The sequence below is a fragment of the Variovorax sp. CCNWLW186 genome, assembly GCF_037203865.1.
Taxonomy (GTDB): Bacteria; Pseudomonadota; Gammaproteobacteria; order Burkholderiales; family Burkholderiaceae_C; genus Variovorax.
The window spans coordinates 1-18,384 of record NZ_JBBCBO010000032.1; the positions used below are offsets into that span (position 1 = coordinate 1).

The 18,384-nt window shown below is 66.7% G+C and carries 14 protein-coding genes; 4 read left to right on the forward strand and 10 right to left on the reverse strand.

Features of this window, described 5'->3' with window-relative positions; genetic code table 11:
* The first annotated feature begins 205 nt into the window (after nucleotides 1-205).
* Nucleotides 206-3,427: a bifunctional cytochrome P450/NADPH--P450 reductase gene (locus tag V9K97_RS25485; protein WP_337321510.1), complete on the forward strand. Its 3,222-nt coding sequence runs from the start codon at nucleotides 206-208 to the stop codon at nucleotides 3,425-3,427.
* Nucleotides 3,428-3,442: 15 nt separating this feature from the next.
* Here the strand turns inward: V9K97_RS25485 and V9K97_RS25490 are convergent, their stop codons facing one another.
* The 5 genes from V9K97_RS25490 to V9K97_RS25510 form a co-directional block, all read right to left on the reverse strand.
* The gene (locus V9K97_RS25490; RefSeq protein WP_258502573.1) at nucleotides 3,443-4,216 is read right to left on the reverse strand and encodes an esterase/lipase family protein; all 774 of its coding nucleotides are present in this window, start codon (nucleotides 4,214-4,216) and stop codon (nucleotides 3,443-3,445) included.
* Between the two features lie 92 nt (nucleotides 4,217-4,308).
* Nucleotides 4,309-4,944, reverse strand: coding sequence for a TetR/AcrR family transcriptional regulator (locus V9K97_RS25495; protein WP_258502574.1), 636 nt, complete (start codon nucleotides 4,942-4,944; stop codon nucleotides 4,309-4,311).
* Nucleotides 4,945-4,984: 40 nt separating this feature from the next.
* The gene (locus tag V9K97_RS25500) at nucleotides 4,985-5,458 is read right to left on the reverse strand and encodes a phasin family protein (RefSeq protein WP_337321513.1); all 474 of its coding nucleotides are present in this window, start codon (nucleotides 5,456-5,458) and stop codon (nucleotides 4,985-4,987) included.
* A 77-nt stretch (nucleotides 5,459-5,535) separates the two neighbouring features.
* A complete protein-coding gene (locus tag V9K97_RS25505; protein WP_337321514.1) occupies nucleotides 5,536-6,090 on the reverse strand; it encodes a hypothetical protein in 555 nt (184 codons plus the stop codon).
* A 139-nt stretch (nucleotides 6,091-6,229) separates the two neighbouring features.
* Entirely contained in the window at nucleotides 6,230-7,921 is a 1,692-nt protein-coding gene (locus V9K97_RS25510; RefSeq protein WP_337321516.1) for a WS/DGAT/MGAT family O-acyltransferase, read from the reverse strand.
* A gap of 148 nt (nucleotides 7,922-8,069) precedes the next feature.
* Between V9K97_RS25510 and V9K97_RS25515 the strand changes: the two genes are divergently transcribed.
* Nucleotides 8,070-10,157, forward strand: coding sequence for a prolyl oligopeptidase family serine peptidase (locus V9K97_RS25515; protein WP_443304214.1), 2,088 nt, complete (start codon nucleotides 8,070-8,072; stop codon nucleotides 10,155-10,157).
* Nucleotides 10,154-11,077, forward strand: a complete 924-nt coding sequence (gene rocF, locus V9K97_RS25520; RefSeq protein ID WP_157616132.1) for an arginase — start codon at nucleotides 10,154-10,156, stop codon at nucleotides 11,075-11,077. Before V9K97_RS25515 ends, rocF begins: the two co-directional genes overlap by 4 nt.
* Nucleotides 11,078-11,105: 28 nt before the next feature.
* Here rocF and V9K97_RS25525 read toward each other — a convergent pair whose 3' ends face one another.
* The 4 genes from V9K97_RS25525 to V9K97_RS25540 all read right to left on the reverse strand — a co-directional run bounded on the left by V9K97_RS25525 (nucleotide 11,106) and on the right by V9K97_RS25540 (nucleotide 17,085).
* Complete coding sequence (locus V9K97_RS25525) at nucleotides 11,106-11,861, reverse strand: DUF2242 domain-containing protein (protein WP_443304216.1); 756 nt, start codon at nucleotides 11,859-11,861, stop codon at nucleotides 11,106-11,108.
* A 38-nt stretch (nucleotides 11,862-11,899) separates the two neighbouring features.
* Nucleotides 11,900-12,556, reverse strand: coding sequence for a nucleoside/nucleotide kinase family protein (locus tag V9K97_RS25530; protein WP_337321520.1), 657 nt, complete (start codon nucleotides 12,554-12,556; stop codon nucleotides 11,900-11,902).
* Between the two features lie 119 nt (nucleotides 12,557-12,675).
* Complete coding sequence (locus tag V9K97_RS25535; protein WP_337298857.1) at nucleotides 12,676-13,947, reverse strand: Glu/Leu/Phe/Val family dehydrogenase; 1,272 nt, start codon at nucleotides 13,945-13,947, stop codon at nucleotides 12,676-12,678.
* Between the two features lie 159 nt (nucleotides 13,948-14,106).
* Nucleotides 14,107-17,085: an L-glutamate gamma-semialdehyde dehydrogenase gene (locus V9K97_RS25540; protein ID WP_337321522.1), complete on the reverse strand. Its 2,979-nt coding sequence runs from the start codon at nucleotides 17,083-17,085 to the stop codon at nucleotides 14,107-14,109.
* An 88-nt stretch (nucleotides 17,086-17,173) separates the two neighbouring features.
* Here V9K97_RS25540 and V9K97_RS25545 point away from each other — a divergent pair, with 88 nt between their 5' ends.
* A complete protein-coding gene (locus V9K97_RS25545; protein ID WP_258502584.1) occupies nucleotides 17,174-17,647 on the forward strand; it encodes an Lrp/AsnC ligand binding domain-containing protein in 474 nt (157 codons plus the stop codon).
* Nucleotides 17,648-17,660: 13 nt separating this feature from the next.
* Here V9K97_RS25545 and V9K97_RS25550 read toward each other — a convergent pair whose 3' ends face one another.
* Nucleotides 17,661-18,362: a YggS family pyridoxal phosphate-dependent enzyme gene (locus tag V9K97_RS25550; protein ID WP_337321523.1), complete on the reverse strand. Its 702-nt coding sequence runs from the start codon at nucleotides 18,360-18,362 to the stop codon at nucleotides 17,661-17,663.
* Between the last annotated feature and the right edge of the window lie 22 nt (nucleotides 18,363-18,384).

An 18,384-nucleotide genomic window follows, 5' to 3' on the forward strand; every position in this document is an offset into this window, starting at 1 on the left:
ATAAAGGAGGAGGCCGCAGGCCGGGGGACATTCGCGGAGAAAGGTACCCCGTCGGCGGGTGCGCCGCCCTGAACAGCAACGCTCCCAACGCGAAGCACCGAATCAGCTAAGGGAAACCCCGTCTGCCTCGCCCTCACGCCCCCGAGATACTCCGGAAGTCACACCCGGACACCCCGAAGCGGGTCCACTCCAAAGGCGCAAACCCATGGCAGGCAAGAACTCGCTCTATCCGATTCCGCATCCGGCAAAGAAACCGTTCGTCGGCAACCTGCTGTCGATCGGGTCCGACTCTCCCGTGCTGGACATGTGGCGGATCGCGCAGGAGCTTGGCGGAATCTACTGGCTCGACATGCCGGGCATGCCGGTGATCGTGGTGTCGTCGCCCGCGCTGGTCGACGAGCTGTGCGAAGAGGCGCGCTTCGACAAGAGCACGCGCGGTGCGCTGCGCCGGTTGCGTGCCGCGTCACACGGGCTCTTTACCTCCGATACCCACGAGGAAACCTGGTCCAAGCCGCACAACATCCTGTTGGCCAACTTCAGCCAGCGCGCAATGCAGGCTTATCACCCGATGATGCTGGACATTGCGAGCCAGCTGGTCACCAAGTGGGAGCGCTTGAACTTCGACGAAGAGGTGGACGTGGTGCGCGACATGACCGCGCTCACCCTCGACACCATCGGCCTGTGCGGCTTTGGCTACCGCTTCAATTCGTTCTACCGCGAAGGTTTTCATCCCTTCGTCGATGCGATGGTGCGCACGCTCGAAACGGTGCAGAACCGCCGCGGCCTGCCGCTCGAGGAGCTCATGCTCAAGAAGGAGCTTGCGCAGCAGCGCAAGGACATCCGCTACATGCACAAGATGGTGGAAGACATCATCGAGGAGCGACGCGCGAGCGGCGCCGACATTGCCACCAAGCCCGACCTTTTGAGCTACATGATCGCCGGCGTGGACAAGAAGAGCGGCGAGCAGCTCACCGACAAGATGATCCGCGACGAGTGCATCGAGTTTCTTATCGCCGGGCATGAGACCACGAGCGGCCTGCTCTCTTTTGCGATCTACTTCCTGCTCAACAACCCCGAGGCCATGGCCAAGGCGCAAGCCGAGGTCGACAGCGTGCTGGGCGGCGACACCTCGCAGAAGCCCACCTATGCGCAGGTGAACCGGCTGACCTACGTGCTGCAGGTGCTGAAGGAGTCGCTGCGCCTGTACCCGACCGCGCCCGCGATCTCGATGCGTGCGAAGGAAGACACCACGATTGGCGGGCAGTACACGATCAAGAAGAACAACATGGTCATCATGCATGCGCTCGCGCTGCATCGCGACAAGGGCATCTGGGGCGAGAACGCAGACCAGTTCAACCCTGACAACTTCAGCCGCGAGGCCGAGCGCGAGCGGCCGGTCAACGCCTTCAAGCCCTTCGGCAACGGGCAACGCGCCTGCATCGGGCGGCAGTTTGCGCTGCAGGAGGCGGTGCTCACGCTGGGCATGATCCTGCAGCGCTTCCACCTGGTCGATCACACGGGCTACAAGCTCAAGATCAAGGAAGCGCTGACGATCAAGCCCGAGAACTTCAAGATCAAGGCGCTGCTGCGCGACCCGGCGTCGCGCCCGCGCGGCAACGGCGAGATTGCCGCCACAACGCCGGATGCGCCGGCCAAACCCGCGGCGCGCAAGCCGCAGGCCGCGCGCCACGGCACATCCCTGCTGGTGCTGCAGGGCTCCAACCTGGGCACGGCCGAAGACCTGGCGCGCCAACTGGCCGAGGCCGGCGAGCTGCGCGGCTTCTCCACGCAAGTGGCTTCGCTCGACGACTACGCTGAGCGGCTGCCGGCGAACGGCGCGGTGGCAATCGTCTGCGCCTCCTACAACGGCGTGGCGCCGGACAACGCGGCTGAGTTCCACCGCTGGCTCGACAAGGCCGACGACTCGCTCAACGGCGTGCGCTTCAGCGTGTTCGGCTGCGGCAATACCGATTGGGCCGCCACCTACCAGGCGGTGCCGCGCCGCATCGACGAGCGGCTCGGGGCGCTGGGCGCCACGCGCGTGCATCCACGCGGCGAAGGCGACGCGCGCGAAGACATGGATGGCGCCTTCCAGGACTGGAGCGACGCGCTCTGGCCCGAGCTGGTGAAGACCTTCGGCATCCAGGCCGGCGCCGACACGCCCGTCGAGGCCGAGCCGCTCTACACACTAGAAGAGCTGCCGCCGCCACAGAAGAACGCGCTGGTCGATGCGCTCGGCGCGGTGGCGCTGCGCGTGGTGGAAAACCGCGAACTGCAGAGCCCCGGCAGCGATGCGGGGAGCAGCCGATCCACGCGCCATGTCGAGCTGATGCTGCCCGAAGGCGTCGACTACGTGCCCGGCGATCACCTGAGCGTGGTGCCGCGCAACAGCCCCGCGCAGGTGGAGCGCGCGATGGCCCGCTTCGGGTTCGACCGCTCCGCGCATGTGCGGCTGCATGCCGCAGCCGGCCGCAAGGCCGCCCTGCCGGTCGACCAGGTGGTGGCGGTCGACCGCCTGCTGGGCGACTACGTCGAGCTGCAGGACGTGGCCACGCGCAAGCAGATTGCCACGCTCGCCGCCTATACGGAGTGCCCGTTCACCAAGCCCAGGCTCATGGCGCTCTCCGGCAGCGACGAGGCTTCGCAGGCCGCCTACAGGGCCGAGGTGCTGCACAAGCGCAAGTCGCTGCTCGACCTGCTCGAGGAGCACCGCGCCTGCCAGGTGCCGTTCGCGGTGTTTCTTGAAATGCTCTCGCCGCTCTCGCCGCGGTATTACTCAATTTCGTCGTCGCCCTCGATGACGCCGGGACGGTGCAGCGTCACGGTGGGCGTGGTGAGCGCGCCGGCGCTTTCGGGCAACGGCACCTTCGAGGGCGTGTGCTCCAACTACCTGGCGCGCGCGGAAGCGGGCGACACGGTGCACGGCGTGATTCGCGAAACCACGGCCGAAGGCTTTCGCCTGCCCGAGGACGCGCAGCGCCCGCTCATCATGATCGGCCCCGGCACCGGCCTTGCGCCGTTTCGCGGCTTTCTGCAGGAGCGGGCATCACGGGTCGAGCGGGGCGAAGCGCTGGGCGATGCGATGCTGTTCTTCGGCTGCCGGCACCCGGAGCAGGATTTCATCTACGCGGAAGAACTCAAGGCCTGGTCGCACCGCGGGCTGATGAAGCTGCACACGGCCTTCTCGCGCTCGGGCGAACGCAAGGTGTATGTGCAGGACCTCATCCGCGAGCAGGGCGCGGCCGTGTGGAAGCTGCTGGAAGCGGGCGCGGTGATCTACGTCTGCGGCGACGGCTCGCGCATGGAGCCCGACGTGCGCCGCACGCTCGCCGACCTGGCCCGCGAGCATGGGCACGACAGCAATGCCTGGATGGACAGGATGATTGCCGACCAGCGCTACGTGCTCGACGTGTGGGCCGGGGCCTAGCCCCTTCGGCTCAGCTCAGACCTCGCGGTCTGGATCGGGATAGACCAGCGGCCCGAGCAGGCCGCGGTTGAAGGGCTTCCACTTGCCCTCCGGCTGCGCAAGGCGGTCGGCCACCGCGTAGAGCACGGCGGGATGGCCGCCGAGCCCCAGATGGCTTGCCACCACCTCGATGTTCTCGGCCTTGGGGCCGGGCTTCTCAAGGCTGCAGCGCCATGCGACGACACCGTCGGTGCGGCTGAAGATCGACGTGGTGGGCACCGGCGGCGTGGGCTGCACGAACTTCATGCGGCGCGGGTCGTGCGAGCTCTGGCCGCTCACACCTTCGTACACCCGCCAGGCGTTGGTGGCGCGCGGACTGCCGGAGAACGGGCTGCCCAGGGTGATGACGTTGCGCACCAAGTCGGGCTGCGCGGACGCCAGAAGCCGCGCATAGATGCCGCCAAGGCTCCAGCCGATCACGCTGACCTTCTGGCCGCTCTTTTCATGCAGCGACTTGAGGAGCGCCAGCATGCCGTCTTCCACGCCTTCGCGCGGACCGAAGTTGCGGCCCAGGCCCCAGCCATGCGCGTCGTAGCCGCGGCTGCGCAGGTAGCGGCGCAGCAGCAGCGTGGAGCCGTCGCCCGCCACGAGCCCCGGCAACACGATCACCGGGTGCCCGTCGCCGCGCGGCGTGAGCTGCAGCAGCGGCCACATCGCCACGCCGGCACCTGTTTCCCAGAGTGCGCGTGCTTCGGCCAGCATCAGCAGGCCCGATGGTGGCGCAATGTGGTCTCGGGTGGCGGTGGTCATGAGGGCGGAATTCCTATGTCTTCTGTTTCGCTGTTGTGTGGGACGAGCATGGCGAACCAAAGTTTCACCGCTTCGTCGGACAACAGCGATGTTTATCCGAGGTATTTGCCCCGCAGGTAATCAAGGTAAGCCCTCGATTCGCTGGAAACATACGGGGAAATCAAGGTGAGCGTGTAAAAAGCCGCCAGTCCCGGGTCGGCCTGCGCCAGCGCATCGCGCCCCGGCACCAGGCGCTCGAACGAGAGCCAGCAGGTGGTGGTGAAAACCATCTGCAAGGCCAGGATGCGCGCCTGCTCCGCGCTGGTCTGGATAACGCCCGAGGCCACCAAGCCTTCGCAAAGCGCCTGGGCCGCCAGCAGGTTCTGCGCGGTGAGCGCCTGCGCGCGCTGGCCCAGCGCAGGGTATTCGCCGGCCAGGAAAGCCATGTCGCGGTAGATGAAACGGTACTCGTCGATGGCCTCGAAGCGCAGGTGCAGCGCAAGCCAGAGGTCGTCGATGGCGGCAATCGAATCCGAAGATCCATTGAGCACTTCGAGCCGCTGCTCGAAGCGCCTGAACAGCCACTCGACGATCAGCTGCTTGGCCTTGAAGTGATAGTGCAGGTTGCCCGGACTCATGCCGAGCTCGGCCGCAATCTTGTGGGTGGACACCGCCGCAAGGCCTTCCGCATTGAACAGCGCAAGGCTGGCCTGCAGGATGCGATCGCGCGTGGTGTTGGAACTGGCCACAACCGGCTGGTGCGTGCGTCGGTGTTCGCTGGGCCGGGGCTCAGCGCTTGCCGCTGCCGCGCGGGCCGGCGTTCTTCGGGTCGAGTTGGGCGAGGCGTTCGCGCAGCTGGGCCACTTCCGCGCGCAGTGCCTGCACCTCTTGCGCGCTGGGCATGCCGAGCCGCTCCAGGGCGGTGGCTACGCGCTGGTCGAACACGTCTTCGAATTTGCGAAGGCCAAAACTGTCGAGGCTTGGAAAGCCACGCGTGAGCGGCGCCTTGGTGGCGCCGGCGGTTGCGTCGAACTTGCCCTGGCCGATACCGAGCAAGCCTTCAATCACGTTGGCTTGGCGCTTGGCGACGTCGTCGCGCACATTGCCAAGGGCTTTCAGGCCCGCGCGAAGCAGGCCCTCGGCGCCGCCGGTCTTTTCGGCGGGCCGGGGCTTGGGTGCAGCAGCAGATTTCTTCTTTGCCGCCGCAGCCGTTTTCCTGGCTGCAGGCGCTTTTTTGGCCGCGGAGGCTTTCTTCGCAGGCACCGCCCTCTTCTTCAGATCTTCAGTCGAATCAGTCGAACGGGGCCGGGTCGCCATGCGTTGTTTGCTCCAGGGTCAGGTCAGACCGCCTTGCGGGCGGCGGTGCGGCGAACCGGCTTCTTGGCGGCTGCCGCCTTGGCCTTCACGGTGCGCACGGGCTTGGTTTCTTCGGTGCCGCTCACGCGCACTTCGATCTGCTTGGCACCGGCCGCGACCTTGTCGGCGATTTGCACCGACACGTTGGCGATGGGCTGGTTCAGCGCGTTGAAGGTCTTGACCACCGAGGTGACCACAGGCGACTCGACACCTGCCACGCGGCCGGCCACGGCTTCGATGCCGCTGGTCGTGCCCGCGGCCACCCGGTCCATCACCGAGACGATGCGGCCGGTGTCGATGTCCAGGCGGTTGGCCAGGAAGCCGTTGATCTTTTCCTGCGCGCCGATCAGGTTGGCCTTGACCTGCTCGCTCACCAGCGGAATCTGGCGGCTGCCCAGGAATTCGCTGTAGCGCGAAGCAGCACCGCCAAGCAGGCGATGCACGCCGGCGCGGTAGGCACCCACCAGGGTCTTGCCGGCGTCGTTGTACTGGCCGATGACGTGGATGGCGGCGGAAGAGAAAGAAGCTTGCGTGGTCATGTGTCGATTTCCTGGAAGTTGAACGTTCGCGGGATTCGCGATGGAGTGATCTTCTTCCGGAGTGCCTAGGCCTGAAAAGCTAGAACTGTGGGAAAACTAGTCCAACTGCCCCAATTTCCGGCCAGGGGCCTGCCGATCATCATGCCGCAGCAGCCACCCTGGCGCGCTTGGCCGGCGCGGCGGGCCTGCGTGGCGCGGCCTTGGTCGGGGCCGTCTTGGCTGGCGCCTTCCTGGCGGGGGCCTTGGCGGCCGTTGTCTTTACCGCCGCCGGCTTCTTCGCTGCCACCTTCTTTGCCGCGGGCTTCGGCACGGCCTTCGGGGCAGCCTTTGCAGCGGGCTTGGCCGCAGCCTTCACGACAGGCGCCGGCTCAGGGGCAGCCGCAGCCTTCGCAGGCGCAGCACCCGCAGCCGCCGGATGCGTCTGCGTCAGGTCCATCAGCAGCTTGTGCTCGGCCAGCATGTAGTCGCCGATCTCGGTGATGTCGGGCACCGCCCGTCGGCAGGCGATGAGGCCGTAGTCCATGCGCCCGTTGTAGCTCTGCACGGTTACGTTCAAAGCCGTGCCGTGGCTCGCAATGGACACCGGGTAGTAGCTGGTGACCAGTGCGCCCGCAAAGTACATCGGGAATGGTGCACCCGCCACGTTCGAAATCGCCACGTTGGCCGCCGGCGGCAGCAGGTTCACTAGGCCCGAGCGGCCGACCATCGACGCGATGCCCGACACCAGCCAGGGCGCCGCAAAGGTCGGAAAGTCGTCCAGGATCATGGCCTTGAAACGGTTCATCGTCGACTTCGATGCGTTCGACGACGCGTTGATGGCCTTCAGCCGCTGCACCGGGTCCGTGATGTCGGTGGCCAGGCTCACCAGGATCATGCTGGCCTGGTTGTTGGCCGTGTCGTCGCCCGCTTCGCGCAGGCTCACGGGCACACCGGCCACCAGCGGCTTGGCGGGCAGTTCGTTGTTGTCGGCCAGGTAGTGGCGCAGCGCGCCGGCCACCGTGGCCATGACCACGTCGTTGAGCGACACGCCGAAGTGCTTGGCAATGTGCTTGGTCTCGGCCAGTGAAATGGTGCGGCCTGCAAACGTGCGCTGGTTGGTGATCGACACGTTCAGCGATGTGCGCGGCGCAAACAGGTTGAACTTCTTCGGCGCGGTGGCGGCGTCTTTCTCGGCCGCTTTTTCGTCAGGCTTGGCAAGTCCGCCGATCGCCCGCGCAATGGCCGGCGCCATCTTGAAGAGCTTGACGTACTGCTGCGCCGTGTTGCGCAGCGCCGCCGTCGCGAGCTCGGCCATGCCAAGCTGGTAGCCGCTGCTGCGCGGGCGTGCGCGCGGCGGCTTCACCACGCGCCCCGTCGCCTCCAGGTCGAAGATGGCCTTGCCGAGCGCCACGCCGGCCTGCCCGTCGATGCCCGCATGGTGCACCTTGGTGTACAGCGCCACCTGGCCGCTCTTGAGCCCGTCGATGATGAAGAACTCCCACATCGGGCGGCTGCGGTCGATGAGCGTGGAATGCAGCCGCGCCACGTATTGCTGCAGCTGCCGGTTGGTGCCGGGCTTGGGCAGCGTGATGTGGCGCACGTGGTAGTCGATGTCGATGTCGTCGTCCTCCACCCACACCGGGTTGGTCATGTCGAAAGGCATGAGCGCGAGCTTGCGCGTGAACACGTCGGCCAGATGGATGCGGCTGGCCATGAACTGCTTGGCGTCTTCGTAGAAATCGCCCTTGTAGTCCTTGGGCAGATCGAGCACGTTGAGCGAGCCCACGTGCATCGGCATTTCGGGGGTCTCAAGGTGCAGGAAGGTGGCATCAAGACCGCTCAGGTGTTTCATGTGACATGTCTCCTTGTGTGCGCAGGCGCCGTTCGGCAGGATACCCGTGGGCAGCCTCTCCAATAGGGGCGAATCCGTCGAACGCGGGTTTGTCCCGAGCCCATGCACGCGCTATGAATTCAATAGCTTCCGCCCGGCCGCTGGGGACATGCACGCTTTCACACCGGATTCGTACACTGCGGCCATGACCTCAACTTCTTCTTCCATGCAGACCGACGAGTTCCTGTGGCTCGAAGACATCGACGGAGCCGAACAGCTCGACTGGGCCCGGCAGCACAACGCAAAGACGGTGCAGCGCTACGCGCAGTCGCCCGCCTTCGAGCGGCTGGAGAAAGGCATTCTCGAAGTGCTCGATTCGGACGACCGCATTCCGATGGTGCGCAAGATCGGCCCGTTGTTCTACAACTTCTGGCGCGACAAGAAGAACCCCAAGGGCCTGTGGCGGCGCACCACGCTGGCCGAATACCGCAAGCCGCAGCCCGCCTGGGAAACCGTGATCGACCTCGACGCGCTGGCCGAAGCCGACAAGGAGAACTGGGTGTGGCACGGCGCGCAATGCCTGCAGCCCGAATACAAGCGCTGCCTGGTTTCGCTCTCGCGCGGCGGTGCCGACGCCAACGTGGTGCGCGAGTTCGACCTGGAGCTGAAGCAGTTTGTCGAAGGCGGCTTCACGCTGCCCGAGGCCAAGAGCAACGTGGCGTGGAAAGACATCGACCACCTTTACGTGGCCACCGACTTCGGCCCGGACTCGATGACCAGCTCAAGCTACCCGCGCATCGTGAAGGAATGGAAGCGCGGCACGCCTCTGGAGAGCGCACTGACCGTGTACGAAGGCAGCGCTGACGACATGACCGTGAGCGCCTGGCGCGACAACACGCCGGGCTTCGAGCGTGACTTCGTCTCGCGCCAGATGGACTTCTACGACAGCGAAACCTGGCTGCGCCATGCCGACGGCCGGCTCGTCAAGATCGACGTGCCCGACGATTCCAACGCCGACATCACCCGCGAATGGATGCTGGTCGAGCCGCGCAGCCCCTGGGCCGTGGGCGGCACCACCTACAAGCCGGGCTCGCTGCTGGCCGCGAAGTTCGACGACTACATGGCGGGCAAGCGCGAGCTCACCGTGCTGTTCGAGCCCAATGACACCACCGCGCTCGACGACCATTCGTGGACCCGCAACCACCTGATCCTGAACGTGATGCACGACGTGGTGAACAAGCTCGAAGTGCTCACCCCGCAGGCCGGTGAATGGAAGCGCGAAAGCCTGGGCGGCGCGCCCGAGCTTTCGACCATTGCGGCCGGCGGCATCGACGAAGACGAGAACGACGACTATTTTCTGACCGTGAGCGGCTTCCTGCAGCCGACCACGCTGTACATGGGCACCATCGGCAAAGGCGAGCCCGAGCCGCTGAAAGACAGCCCCGGCTTCTTCGACGCCTCGCGCTACCGCGTGAGCCAGCACTTCGCCACGTCGAAGGACGGCACGCGCGTGCCGTATTTCGAAATCGCGCCGAAGAACCTGGAGGCCAACGGCAAGAACCCCACTCTGCAATACGCCTACGGCGGCTTCGAGATCTCGCTGCAACCCAGCTACAGCGGCGCCATCGGTCGCGCATGGCTCGAGCAGGGCGGCGTCTACGTGGTCGCCAACATCCGCGGCGGCGGCGAGTACGGGCCGCGCTGGCACCAGGCCGCATTGCAAGAGAACCGCCTGCGCACTTGCGAAGACTTCGCGGCCGTTTCAGAGCACCTGATTGCGCGCAACATCACATCGCCGCGGCACCTGGGCGCGATGGGCGGCAGCAACGGCGGCCTGCTGATGGGCAACATGCTCACGCTGTACCCGCAGCTCTACGGCGCCATCGTGAGCGAGGTGGCGCTGCTCGACATGAAGCGCTACACGCACCTGTCGGCCGGTGCCTCGTGGATTGCCGAATACGGCGACCCCGACCAGCCGGAAGAATGGGCGTGGATCAAGGCCTTCTCGCCGTATGAGAACGCGAAGAAGGGCCAGCCCTACCCGCCCGCGCTCTTCACCACATCGACCCGCGACGACCGCGTGGGCCCGGTGCATGCGCGCAAGATGTACGCAAAGCTGGCCGCCATGGGCTACGACGCCAGCTTCTACGAGAACATGGAAGGCGGCCACAGCGCGGCAACTGACAACAAGGAATCCGCCTTCATGGACGCCTTGGGCTACGCCTACCTGTGGAAGCACATCGGGCCATCGACATGAGCAATGACAACGGCATCACCCTCGAACTGATCGGCGCACCCACCGACATCGGCGCCAGCGTGCGCGGCGCCGGCATGGGGCCCGACGCCCTGCGCGTGGCCGGCCTGCCAGAGGCCTTGGCGCGGCAGGGCTTTGCGGTGCTCGACCGCGGCAACCTCGCGGGCCCGGCCACACCGTGGACCGCCCCTGCCAACGGCCTGCGCCACCTGGACGAAGTGATCGCGTGGAACCGCTCGGTCTATGCCGCGGTCGACACGGCACTGGGCCTCGGCCATGTGCCGCTCATGATGGGCGGCGACCACTGCCTGGCCATCGGCTCCATCAGCGCGGTGGCCTGGCATGCGCGCAAACGCGGCAAGAAGCTGCGCGTGCTGTGGCTGGACGCGCACTCCGACGTGAACACCGAAACCACCAGCCCGAGCGGCAACCTGCACGGCATGCCGGTGTCGTGCCTGCTGGGCCACGGGCCCGCGGTGCTCACCGGCTGGAGCGGCGAGCGCGCGGCGCTGGAGCACGACGCCATCCGCTTCATCGGCATCCGCAGCGTCGATGCCGACGAGAAGGAAGCCATTCGCACGCTGGGGCTCAACGTGTTCGACATGCGCCACATCGACGAGCACGGCATGCGCACCACCATGACCGAGGCGCTGCAGGACGTGGACGAAGACACCCACCTGCACGTGAGCTTCGACCTGGATTGCCTCGACCCGAACATTGCGCCCGGCGTAGGCACCGGCGTGCGCGGCGGCCCCACCTACCGAGAAATGCAGCTGTGCATGGAGATGATTGCCGACACCGGCCGGCTCGGCTCGCTCGACGTGGTGGAGCTCAACCCGGCGCTCGATGTGCGCAACCAGACCGGCGAAGTGGCTGTAGAGCTGATCGAGAGCCTGTTCGGAAAGTCGACGCTGGTGCGCTGACCGCCCTGGCGCGGGCGTGGGCGCGCGGTCAGCCCGGGCTGGGCACCGGCTTCACCGGAAAGGTGGTGGCGGGCGCTCCGGGGTTCAGCGGCGCGGCCGGGCGCGGCGCCTCGGGCGCCACGCTGGGCGCCTCGGGCTCTTCACCGTCCTGGCCTTCCAGAAAGCGGTCGAGCAGCGCAAAGAAGCGGTCGTAGAAGAGCTCGTCCGTGAGGGTTTCGCTGGCCACCTTGACCATGGCGTCGTCGCTGCCGGCAAAAGGCAGCGAGAGCGAGCCGATGGCGCCCACGCCCAGGCTGGCCGAGTTGTTGACCTTCTTGATGCCGTAGCGGTCTTGCAGCGCGGTGGCAAAGGCCACGGTGCTCCGCTTGCCGGACTTGCCGCCTTCGCGCGCGCACACCACGCGAAACTCCACTTCCACATGCACCTCGGCCGCCGGCTGGAAGCTCTTGCGCCCCGTCACCAGGTCGGTGTTGGCCGCGTTGATCATGTAGCCCTGGCTCAGCAGCGCGCGCCGCGCGGCTTCGCAGGTCTGGGCTTCTGTGGCGGCGTAGGTGCGCGTGTGGGTGGTGGTGGAGTCGAACTCCTCGGTCTCGTAGGAAACGCGGCGCGAGCTGCTGCTGCCGCAGCCGGCGAGCACCAAGGCTGACAGCAGCCCGAGCGCGAGAACCTTGAAACGAAAAGCAGAAAAGGCAGAAGAAGAGAAATTGGGGTGCATGGTCGTCTTGAAGCGGCGGCGAATGCTAACCGGCTGGCCTTGCAGCGCCGCCGGCGAAGCTTCGAGCATTGCGCCGCGCCAGTGTTCCCGGCAGCGCAAGAGAATTTTCAGGACCAGTGCAGCACGAAGTGCGCGCGCCCCCGCGTTGCGGCAATGAGCCGCGCATTGGGCGCATCGGTGGCGGCCACCCAGTCGCGTGCGGCTTCGGGGCTGCGGCCGAACTGCTGGTGGCGCTTCAGCAGGCGCTCTTCACGCACCGCATCGTCGATGTCCACATACCAGACCTCGTCGAGCATGCCCGCGGCGCCCGCCCAGGGCCCGGCATCGTGCAGGAGGTAGTTGCCTTCGGTGATGACCAGCTGGGTCTCTGGCAGCACCGCGATGGCGCCGGCAATCGGCTCCTCGATCTCGCGGCGGAATTCGGGCGCGTACACGATGGGATCGCCCGGCCCCTGCCCGCGCAGCCGCTGAAGCAGGGCGACGTAGCCGGCGCTGTCGAAGGTGTCTGGGGCACCCTTGCGGCCGGCGCGGCCGAGCCGTTGCAGCTCGACATTGGCCAGGTGAAAACCGTCCATCGGCACGACCTGCGCGCGGTCTGCGCCTGCAGCCCGGAGCAACGCCGATGCAAGCGTGGACTTGCCCGCGCCGGGCGCGCCGATGAGGCCGAGCAGCTTGCGCTGGCCGCCGGCCATCAGGGCCCGCAGGCGGGCCAGGCCGTCTGCGGGAAGCGGCGGAAGATCCGTTGGCGATAGAGCAACTGTCATGCCGCCAAGGGTACCAAAGGCCTATTCCAGAAACACCGCGGAACCGGCTTTGCCGGGCCGCTGGTGTTGCCCCCTTGAGGGGGAGGCGGCTACACGAAGTGAGCCGCTTCGGGGGTGGGTCAAGGATACAGGCCGCGTTCCTGGCGAGCCATCAGGATGCGCTCGCAAGCCACCGCGTAAGTGGCCGTACGCAGCGTGATCTTGTGCTTGTCCGCCGTGTCCCAGATCTGGTTGAGCGCGTTCATCATGATGCGGTCGAGCCGCACGTTGATCTCGTCCTCGTCCCAGAAGAAGGACGAGAAGTCCTGCACCCATTCGAAGTAGCTCACCGTGACACCGCCGGCGTTGCAGATCACGTCGGGCACCACCAGCACGCCGCGTTCGGCCAGGATGTCGTCGGCCTGCGATACCGTAGGGCCGTTGGCGCCTTCGAGCACCAGCTTGGCCGATGTCTTCTGCGCGCGCTCGGCCGTGATCTGCCCTTCGAGCGCGGCCGGAATCAGGATGTCGCACGCCGTGTCCCAGAAGGCTTCGTTGGGCACCACATCGCCGCCCTTGAAGGCGACCACGCCTTCCTTGTTGGCAATGGGAATGAGCTTTGCCAGGTCGAGGCCGTTAGTGTTGACGATGGTGCCGGTGTGGTCCTGCACCGCGACGATCTTGGCGCCCGCTTCGGCAAAGAGTTCGGCCGCAACCGAGCCCACGTTGCCGAAGCCCTGCACCGCAATGCGCGCGCCGCGCAGGTCCATGCCCAGGCGGCGGGCCGCCTCGCGGCCGGTAACGAACACGCCGCGGCCCGTGGCCTTGACGCGGCCCAGCGAGCCGCCCAGGTGCAGCGGCTTGCCGGTGACCACGCCGGTGGCCGTACCGCCGACGTTCATCGAATAGGTGTCCATCATCCAGGCCATGATCTGGCCGTTGGTGTTGACGTCGGGCGCGGGAATGTCGGTGTGCGGGCCGATGATGATGCCGATCTCACTGGTGTAGCGGCGGGTGATCTTTTCGAGCTCTTGCAGCGAAAGCTTCTTGGGGTCGACGCGGATGCCGCCCTTGGCACCGCCGTAGGGCAGGTTGACGGCGGCCGTCTTGATGGTCATCCAGGCCGACAGGGCCATCACTTCTTCGAGCGTGACGTCGGGGTGAAAGCGCACGCCGCCCTTGCCCGGGCCGCGGCTCATGTTGTGCTGCACGCGGTAGCCCTCGAAGTGGGCGATGGTGCCGTCGTCCATCTCGATCGGCACGTCGACGATCAGCGCGCGCTTGGGGCGCTTGAGCGTTTCGACCCAGCGGGCCAGCGGGCCGAGGTACGGCACCACGCGGTCGACCTGCGAGAGGTACGTGCCCCAGGGGCTGTTGGCGGTCGGATTGACGAAGGAGAGCTTTTCACTCATGAGAGAACCCTTGGTTTGAACGGATGGCCGCAACGATAGACCTCTCGCGCCCGGTGCGCCATGGCTTATGCGCGCCGCGAAGGCGGTTATGCAAGAGAGGTTTGACCCTGCGGGCGCCCGTGCCGGCCCGGCGAAAACAAAGGCGCTCCTTCCGCCGCGCTAGGCAACGGCGCTCAGCAACGCGGCATTGCCGCCGGCCGCCGTGGTGTTGACCGTGACCGTCTGCTCGGCGCAGAACCGATACAGGTAGTGCGGCCCGCCGGCCTTGGGCCCCGTGCCGCTCAGCCCTTCGCCGCCGAAAGGCTGCACACCGACCACCGCGCCGATGATGTTGCGGTTCACGTAGATGTTGCCCACATGCGCGCGCGAGGCCAGCGCTTGGGCGCGCGAATCGATGCGGGTCTGAATGCCGAGCGTGAGGCCGTAGCCCAGCGCGTTGATGCGTTCGATCACCTCCGCGGGGTCGCTCAGCGCACCGTGGCCCCAGCGCGCAATCTGCAGCACCGGGCCGAAGATCTCGCTGGTCACGCTTTCGATGGAAGACACCTCGTAGGCCTGCGGCGCAATCAGGTTGCCTTCCGCATCCGTTGAAGAAGAAGCCGGCGCAAGAAGACGCTTGGCCTCCGAATCCAGCCGCTTCAAATGGCGCCGGATGTTGTCGGCCGCTTCGCTATCGATCACCGGGGCCACGTCGGTCGACAGCAGCGCCGGGTCGCCAGCCACCAGTTCCCCTGCCGCGCCGCGAATCATTTCGATCACCGCGTCCGCAATGCCGTCGTGCAGCACCAGCAGCCGCAATGCCGAGCAGCGCTGGCCGGCCGAACGGAATGCACTCTGCACCACAGCATCGACCACCTGCTCGGGCAGCGCGCTCGAGTCGACCAGCATCGCATTGATGCCGCCGGTCTCCGCAATCAGCGGCACGATGGGGCCGTCCTTGGCGGCCAGCGCGCGGTGAATGATGCGCGCCACCTGCGTCGAGCCGGTGAACACCACCCCTGCCACGCCCGGCGCGGCGACCAGCGCGGAGCCCACCGTTTCACCCGGGCCGTGCAGCAGTTGCAGCGCATCGGCCGGCACGCCGGCAGCGTGCAGCAGCTTCACGGCTTCGAGCGCGACGGCGGGCGTTTGCTCGGCCGGCTTGGCCAGCACCGTGTTGCCGGTGGCAAGCGCGGCCGCCACCTGGCCCATGAAGATTGCCAGCGGAAAATTCCACGGGCTGATGCACACCCAGGGACCGCGCGCGGTGAGCCGCAGTTCGTTGCTCTCGCCCGTGGGGCCGGGCAACGCCGCGGGCTGCATGATGCGCTCGGCTTCGTCCGCGTAGTAGCGCAAGAAGTCGATGGCCTCGCGCACTTCGGCCACCGCATCGCCCCAGGTCTTGAACGCCTCTTTCACCAGCAGCGCGCAGAAACGCGGCAGCTCGCGCTGCAGTGCATCGGCGGCCTGGCGCAGCATGGCGGCGCGAGTCTCGACCGGCGTCTTGCGCCAGTGGCGAAAGCTGGCTGCACTGTGGGCAACGGCTTTCGCCGCGCTGGTCGGGTCGAACTCTTCGACCCGCGGCACGGCGGTGGCATGCAGCGCCGCGAGCAACGGCGCGCGCATCGACTCGACAGCAAGGTCCACGCCCTCGCTGTTGCGCCGCGCGGGCGGCGGGCCGAAGAGCGCCGGCGGCAGCGGCAAGGCGGGGTTCGTCGGTTCGAGCCAGAGCGGGGACATGAGCAGTTCGTCGATGTCCACGTCTTCGTCGCCCAGCTGGTTCACGAACGATGAATTGGCGCCGTTCTCGAGCAGGCGCCGCACAAGGTAGGCGAGAAGGTCCTTGTGCTGGCCCACCGGCGCATACACGCGCACCGGCGCGGCGGTGCTCTTCATCACTTCGCGGTAGACGCCCTCGCCCATGCCATGCAGGCGCTGCAGTTCGAAGGGTGCCTGCGCCGCCTCGGCCATTTGCAGGATGGCGGCGATGGTGCCCGCGTTGTGCGTGGCGAACTGCGGATAGATCGCGTCGGGCGCCGAAAGCAGCGCGCGCGCGCAGGCCAGGTAGCTGATGTCGCTGTGGTGCTTGTGCGTGAAGACCGGGTAGTGCGGCAGGCCGAGCTCCTGCGCACGCTTGATCTCGGCATCCCAGTAGGCACCCTTCACCAGGCGGCACATCAGGCGCAAGCCGTGTTTGCGCGCCACCGACGTGACATGCTCGATCAGTTCGAGCGCACGCGTCTGGTAGGCCTGCAGCGCAAGGCCAAAGCCGCGCCACTGCGGCTGTTCGGCGGCCACGCGCGCGGCCAGCGCCTCGAACACATCGAGCGAAAGCTCGAGCCTGTCGACCTCTTCGGCGTCGATGGTGAGGTTGAGGTTGGCAGCCGCTGCCAACTCGCACAGCTGCCACACGCGCGGCACCAGCTCGCGCATCACGCGCTCGCTCTGCGCATATTCGTAGCGCGGGTGCAGCGCGCTCAGCTTGATGGAAATGCCGTCGTTGTGCTCGGGCGCACGCGCCGCATCGGCACCGGCCGCAATGGCGCCGATGGCGTGCGTGTAGCTGTCCAAGTAGCGCAGCGCATCCGCATCGGTGCGCGCGCCTTCGCCCAGCATGTCGTAGCTGAAGCGCAGCGCATCCTGCTTGCGGTGCGCCGAGCGGGCCTCGTCCATGGCCTCTGCAATGGTCTGGCCCAGCACGAACTGGCGCCCGAGCAGTTGCACCGCGCGCAGCGTGGCGGCCACCACGGTGCGTGCGCCCAGCTTGGCCATGAGCCCGGGCGGGTGGTCGCCTTCGGGCAAGAACTTCTTCGACATCGCGATGGCGGCGGAAGACAGGCGCGACAGTGTTGAATCGGCCGTGCCTTCGAAATCGGCGCGGCCCAGCTGATCGGCCGTGAGCGCAATGGCCGTGGCGGCATCGGGCACGCGAAGCAGCGCCTCGGCCAGGCGCATGAGCGCCAGGCCCTCGGCACTGGAAATCGGGTATTCGCGCAGCAGGCTTTCCATGGCCCAGAACGGCGGCGGGTGGCGGCGCACCGCCTCCACCCACGGCCTGGCGGCAATGGCCGCCGCAGCCCAATCGAGTGCGCCTTCGAGCGAGGCGAGCCGGTGAGATACGACATCCGCTTCAGGGCGGTAAGGGGTGGGCAGGTGCATGGCAGTTCCTTGGTTCTATCCCCTATGGTCTTTGGATATAGGCCGAATCTTTTGCCAAAAAACAAGGTGCGAACCGGATAATTCACCAATGCCCGACCTGGACCTGGACCGCATCGATCTCCGGCTACTGAAGATTCTTCAGGAAGACGGCCGCATCACCAACCTCAAGTTGGCCGAGGCGGTGGCGCTCTCGCCCACCGCGGTGCTGGCGCGGGTGCAGCGGCTCACGCGCGAGGGCTTCATCCAGGGTTACGAGGCGCGGCTCGATCCGCACAAGCTCGGGCGGGGCCTTACGGTGTTCGTGGAAATTCTGCTCGACCGCACCACCCCCAACGTGTTCGACCAGTTCAAGGCCGCCGTTCACGCGCGCGACGAAATCATGGAATGCCACATGGTCGCGGGCGGCTTCGACTACCTGCTCAAGACCCGCATGGCCGACATGGCGGCGTACCGCGATTTCGCGGGCACGGTGCTGTGGCAACTGCCCGGCGTGCGAGAGACGCGCACCTACGCGGTGATGGAAGAAGTGAAGAGCAGCGCGCGGCTGCCGCTCGCCCTATAGCTCACCGATAGGCTCAGGCCGGCTTGCGCGGACGACCGCCGAAGATGGCCGTGCCGATGCGAACCATCGTGCTACCCGCGCTGACGGCCGCTTCCAGGTCCGCACTCATGCCCAGCGAAAGCGTGTCGATGTCGATGCCCGCGGCGCGAATGCCGTCGTAAACCGCGCGTGCGCGCAGACACAGCTCGCGCTGCGCGGCGAAATCCGGCGCCGGCTCGGGAATGGCCATGACCCCGCGCAGCTGCAAATGTGGCAAAGCCGCCACAGCGCGCGCAAGCGGCAAAGCCTCTTCCGGAGGCACGCCTGACTTGTTGGCGCCGCCGTCCACATTGACCTGCAGGCACACCTGGAGCGGCGGCAAATGCGCCGGCCGCTGGGCCGAAAGCCGTTCGGCAATCTTGAGCCGGTCGATGCTGTGCACCCAGTCGAAATGCTCGGCCACGGGCCGCGTCTTGTTGCTTTGCAGAGGGCCGATGCAGTGCCACTCGAGCTCCGCACGCAGATCCGAAAGTGCCTCGATCTTGTCCAGGCCCTCTTGCACATAGTTCTCGCCGAAGGCCCGCTGGCCCGCTGCATGGGCCTCGCGCACGGCCTCCGGACCGAAGGTCTTGGACACCGCCAGCAGCCGGACTTCGGCCGGGTTGCGCCCCTCGGAGGCGCAGGCCCTTTCGATCCGGTTCTTTACTTGCTGGAGGTCGTCGCCAATCATCGTCATAATCGTCCAAAATCGTATCAAA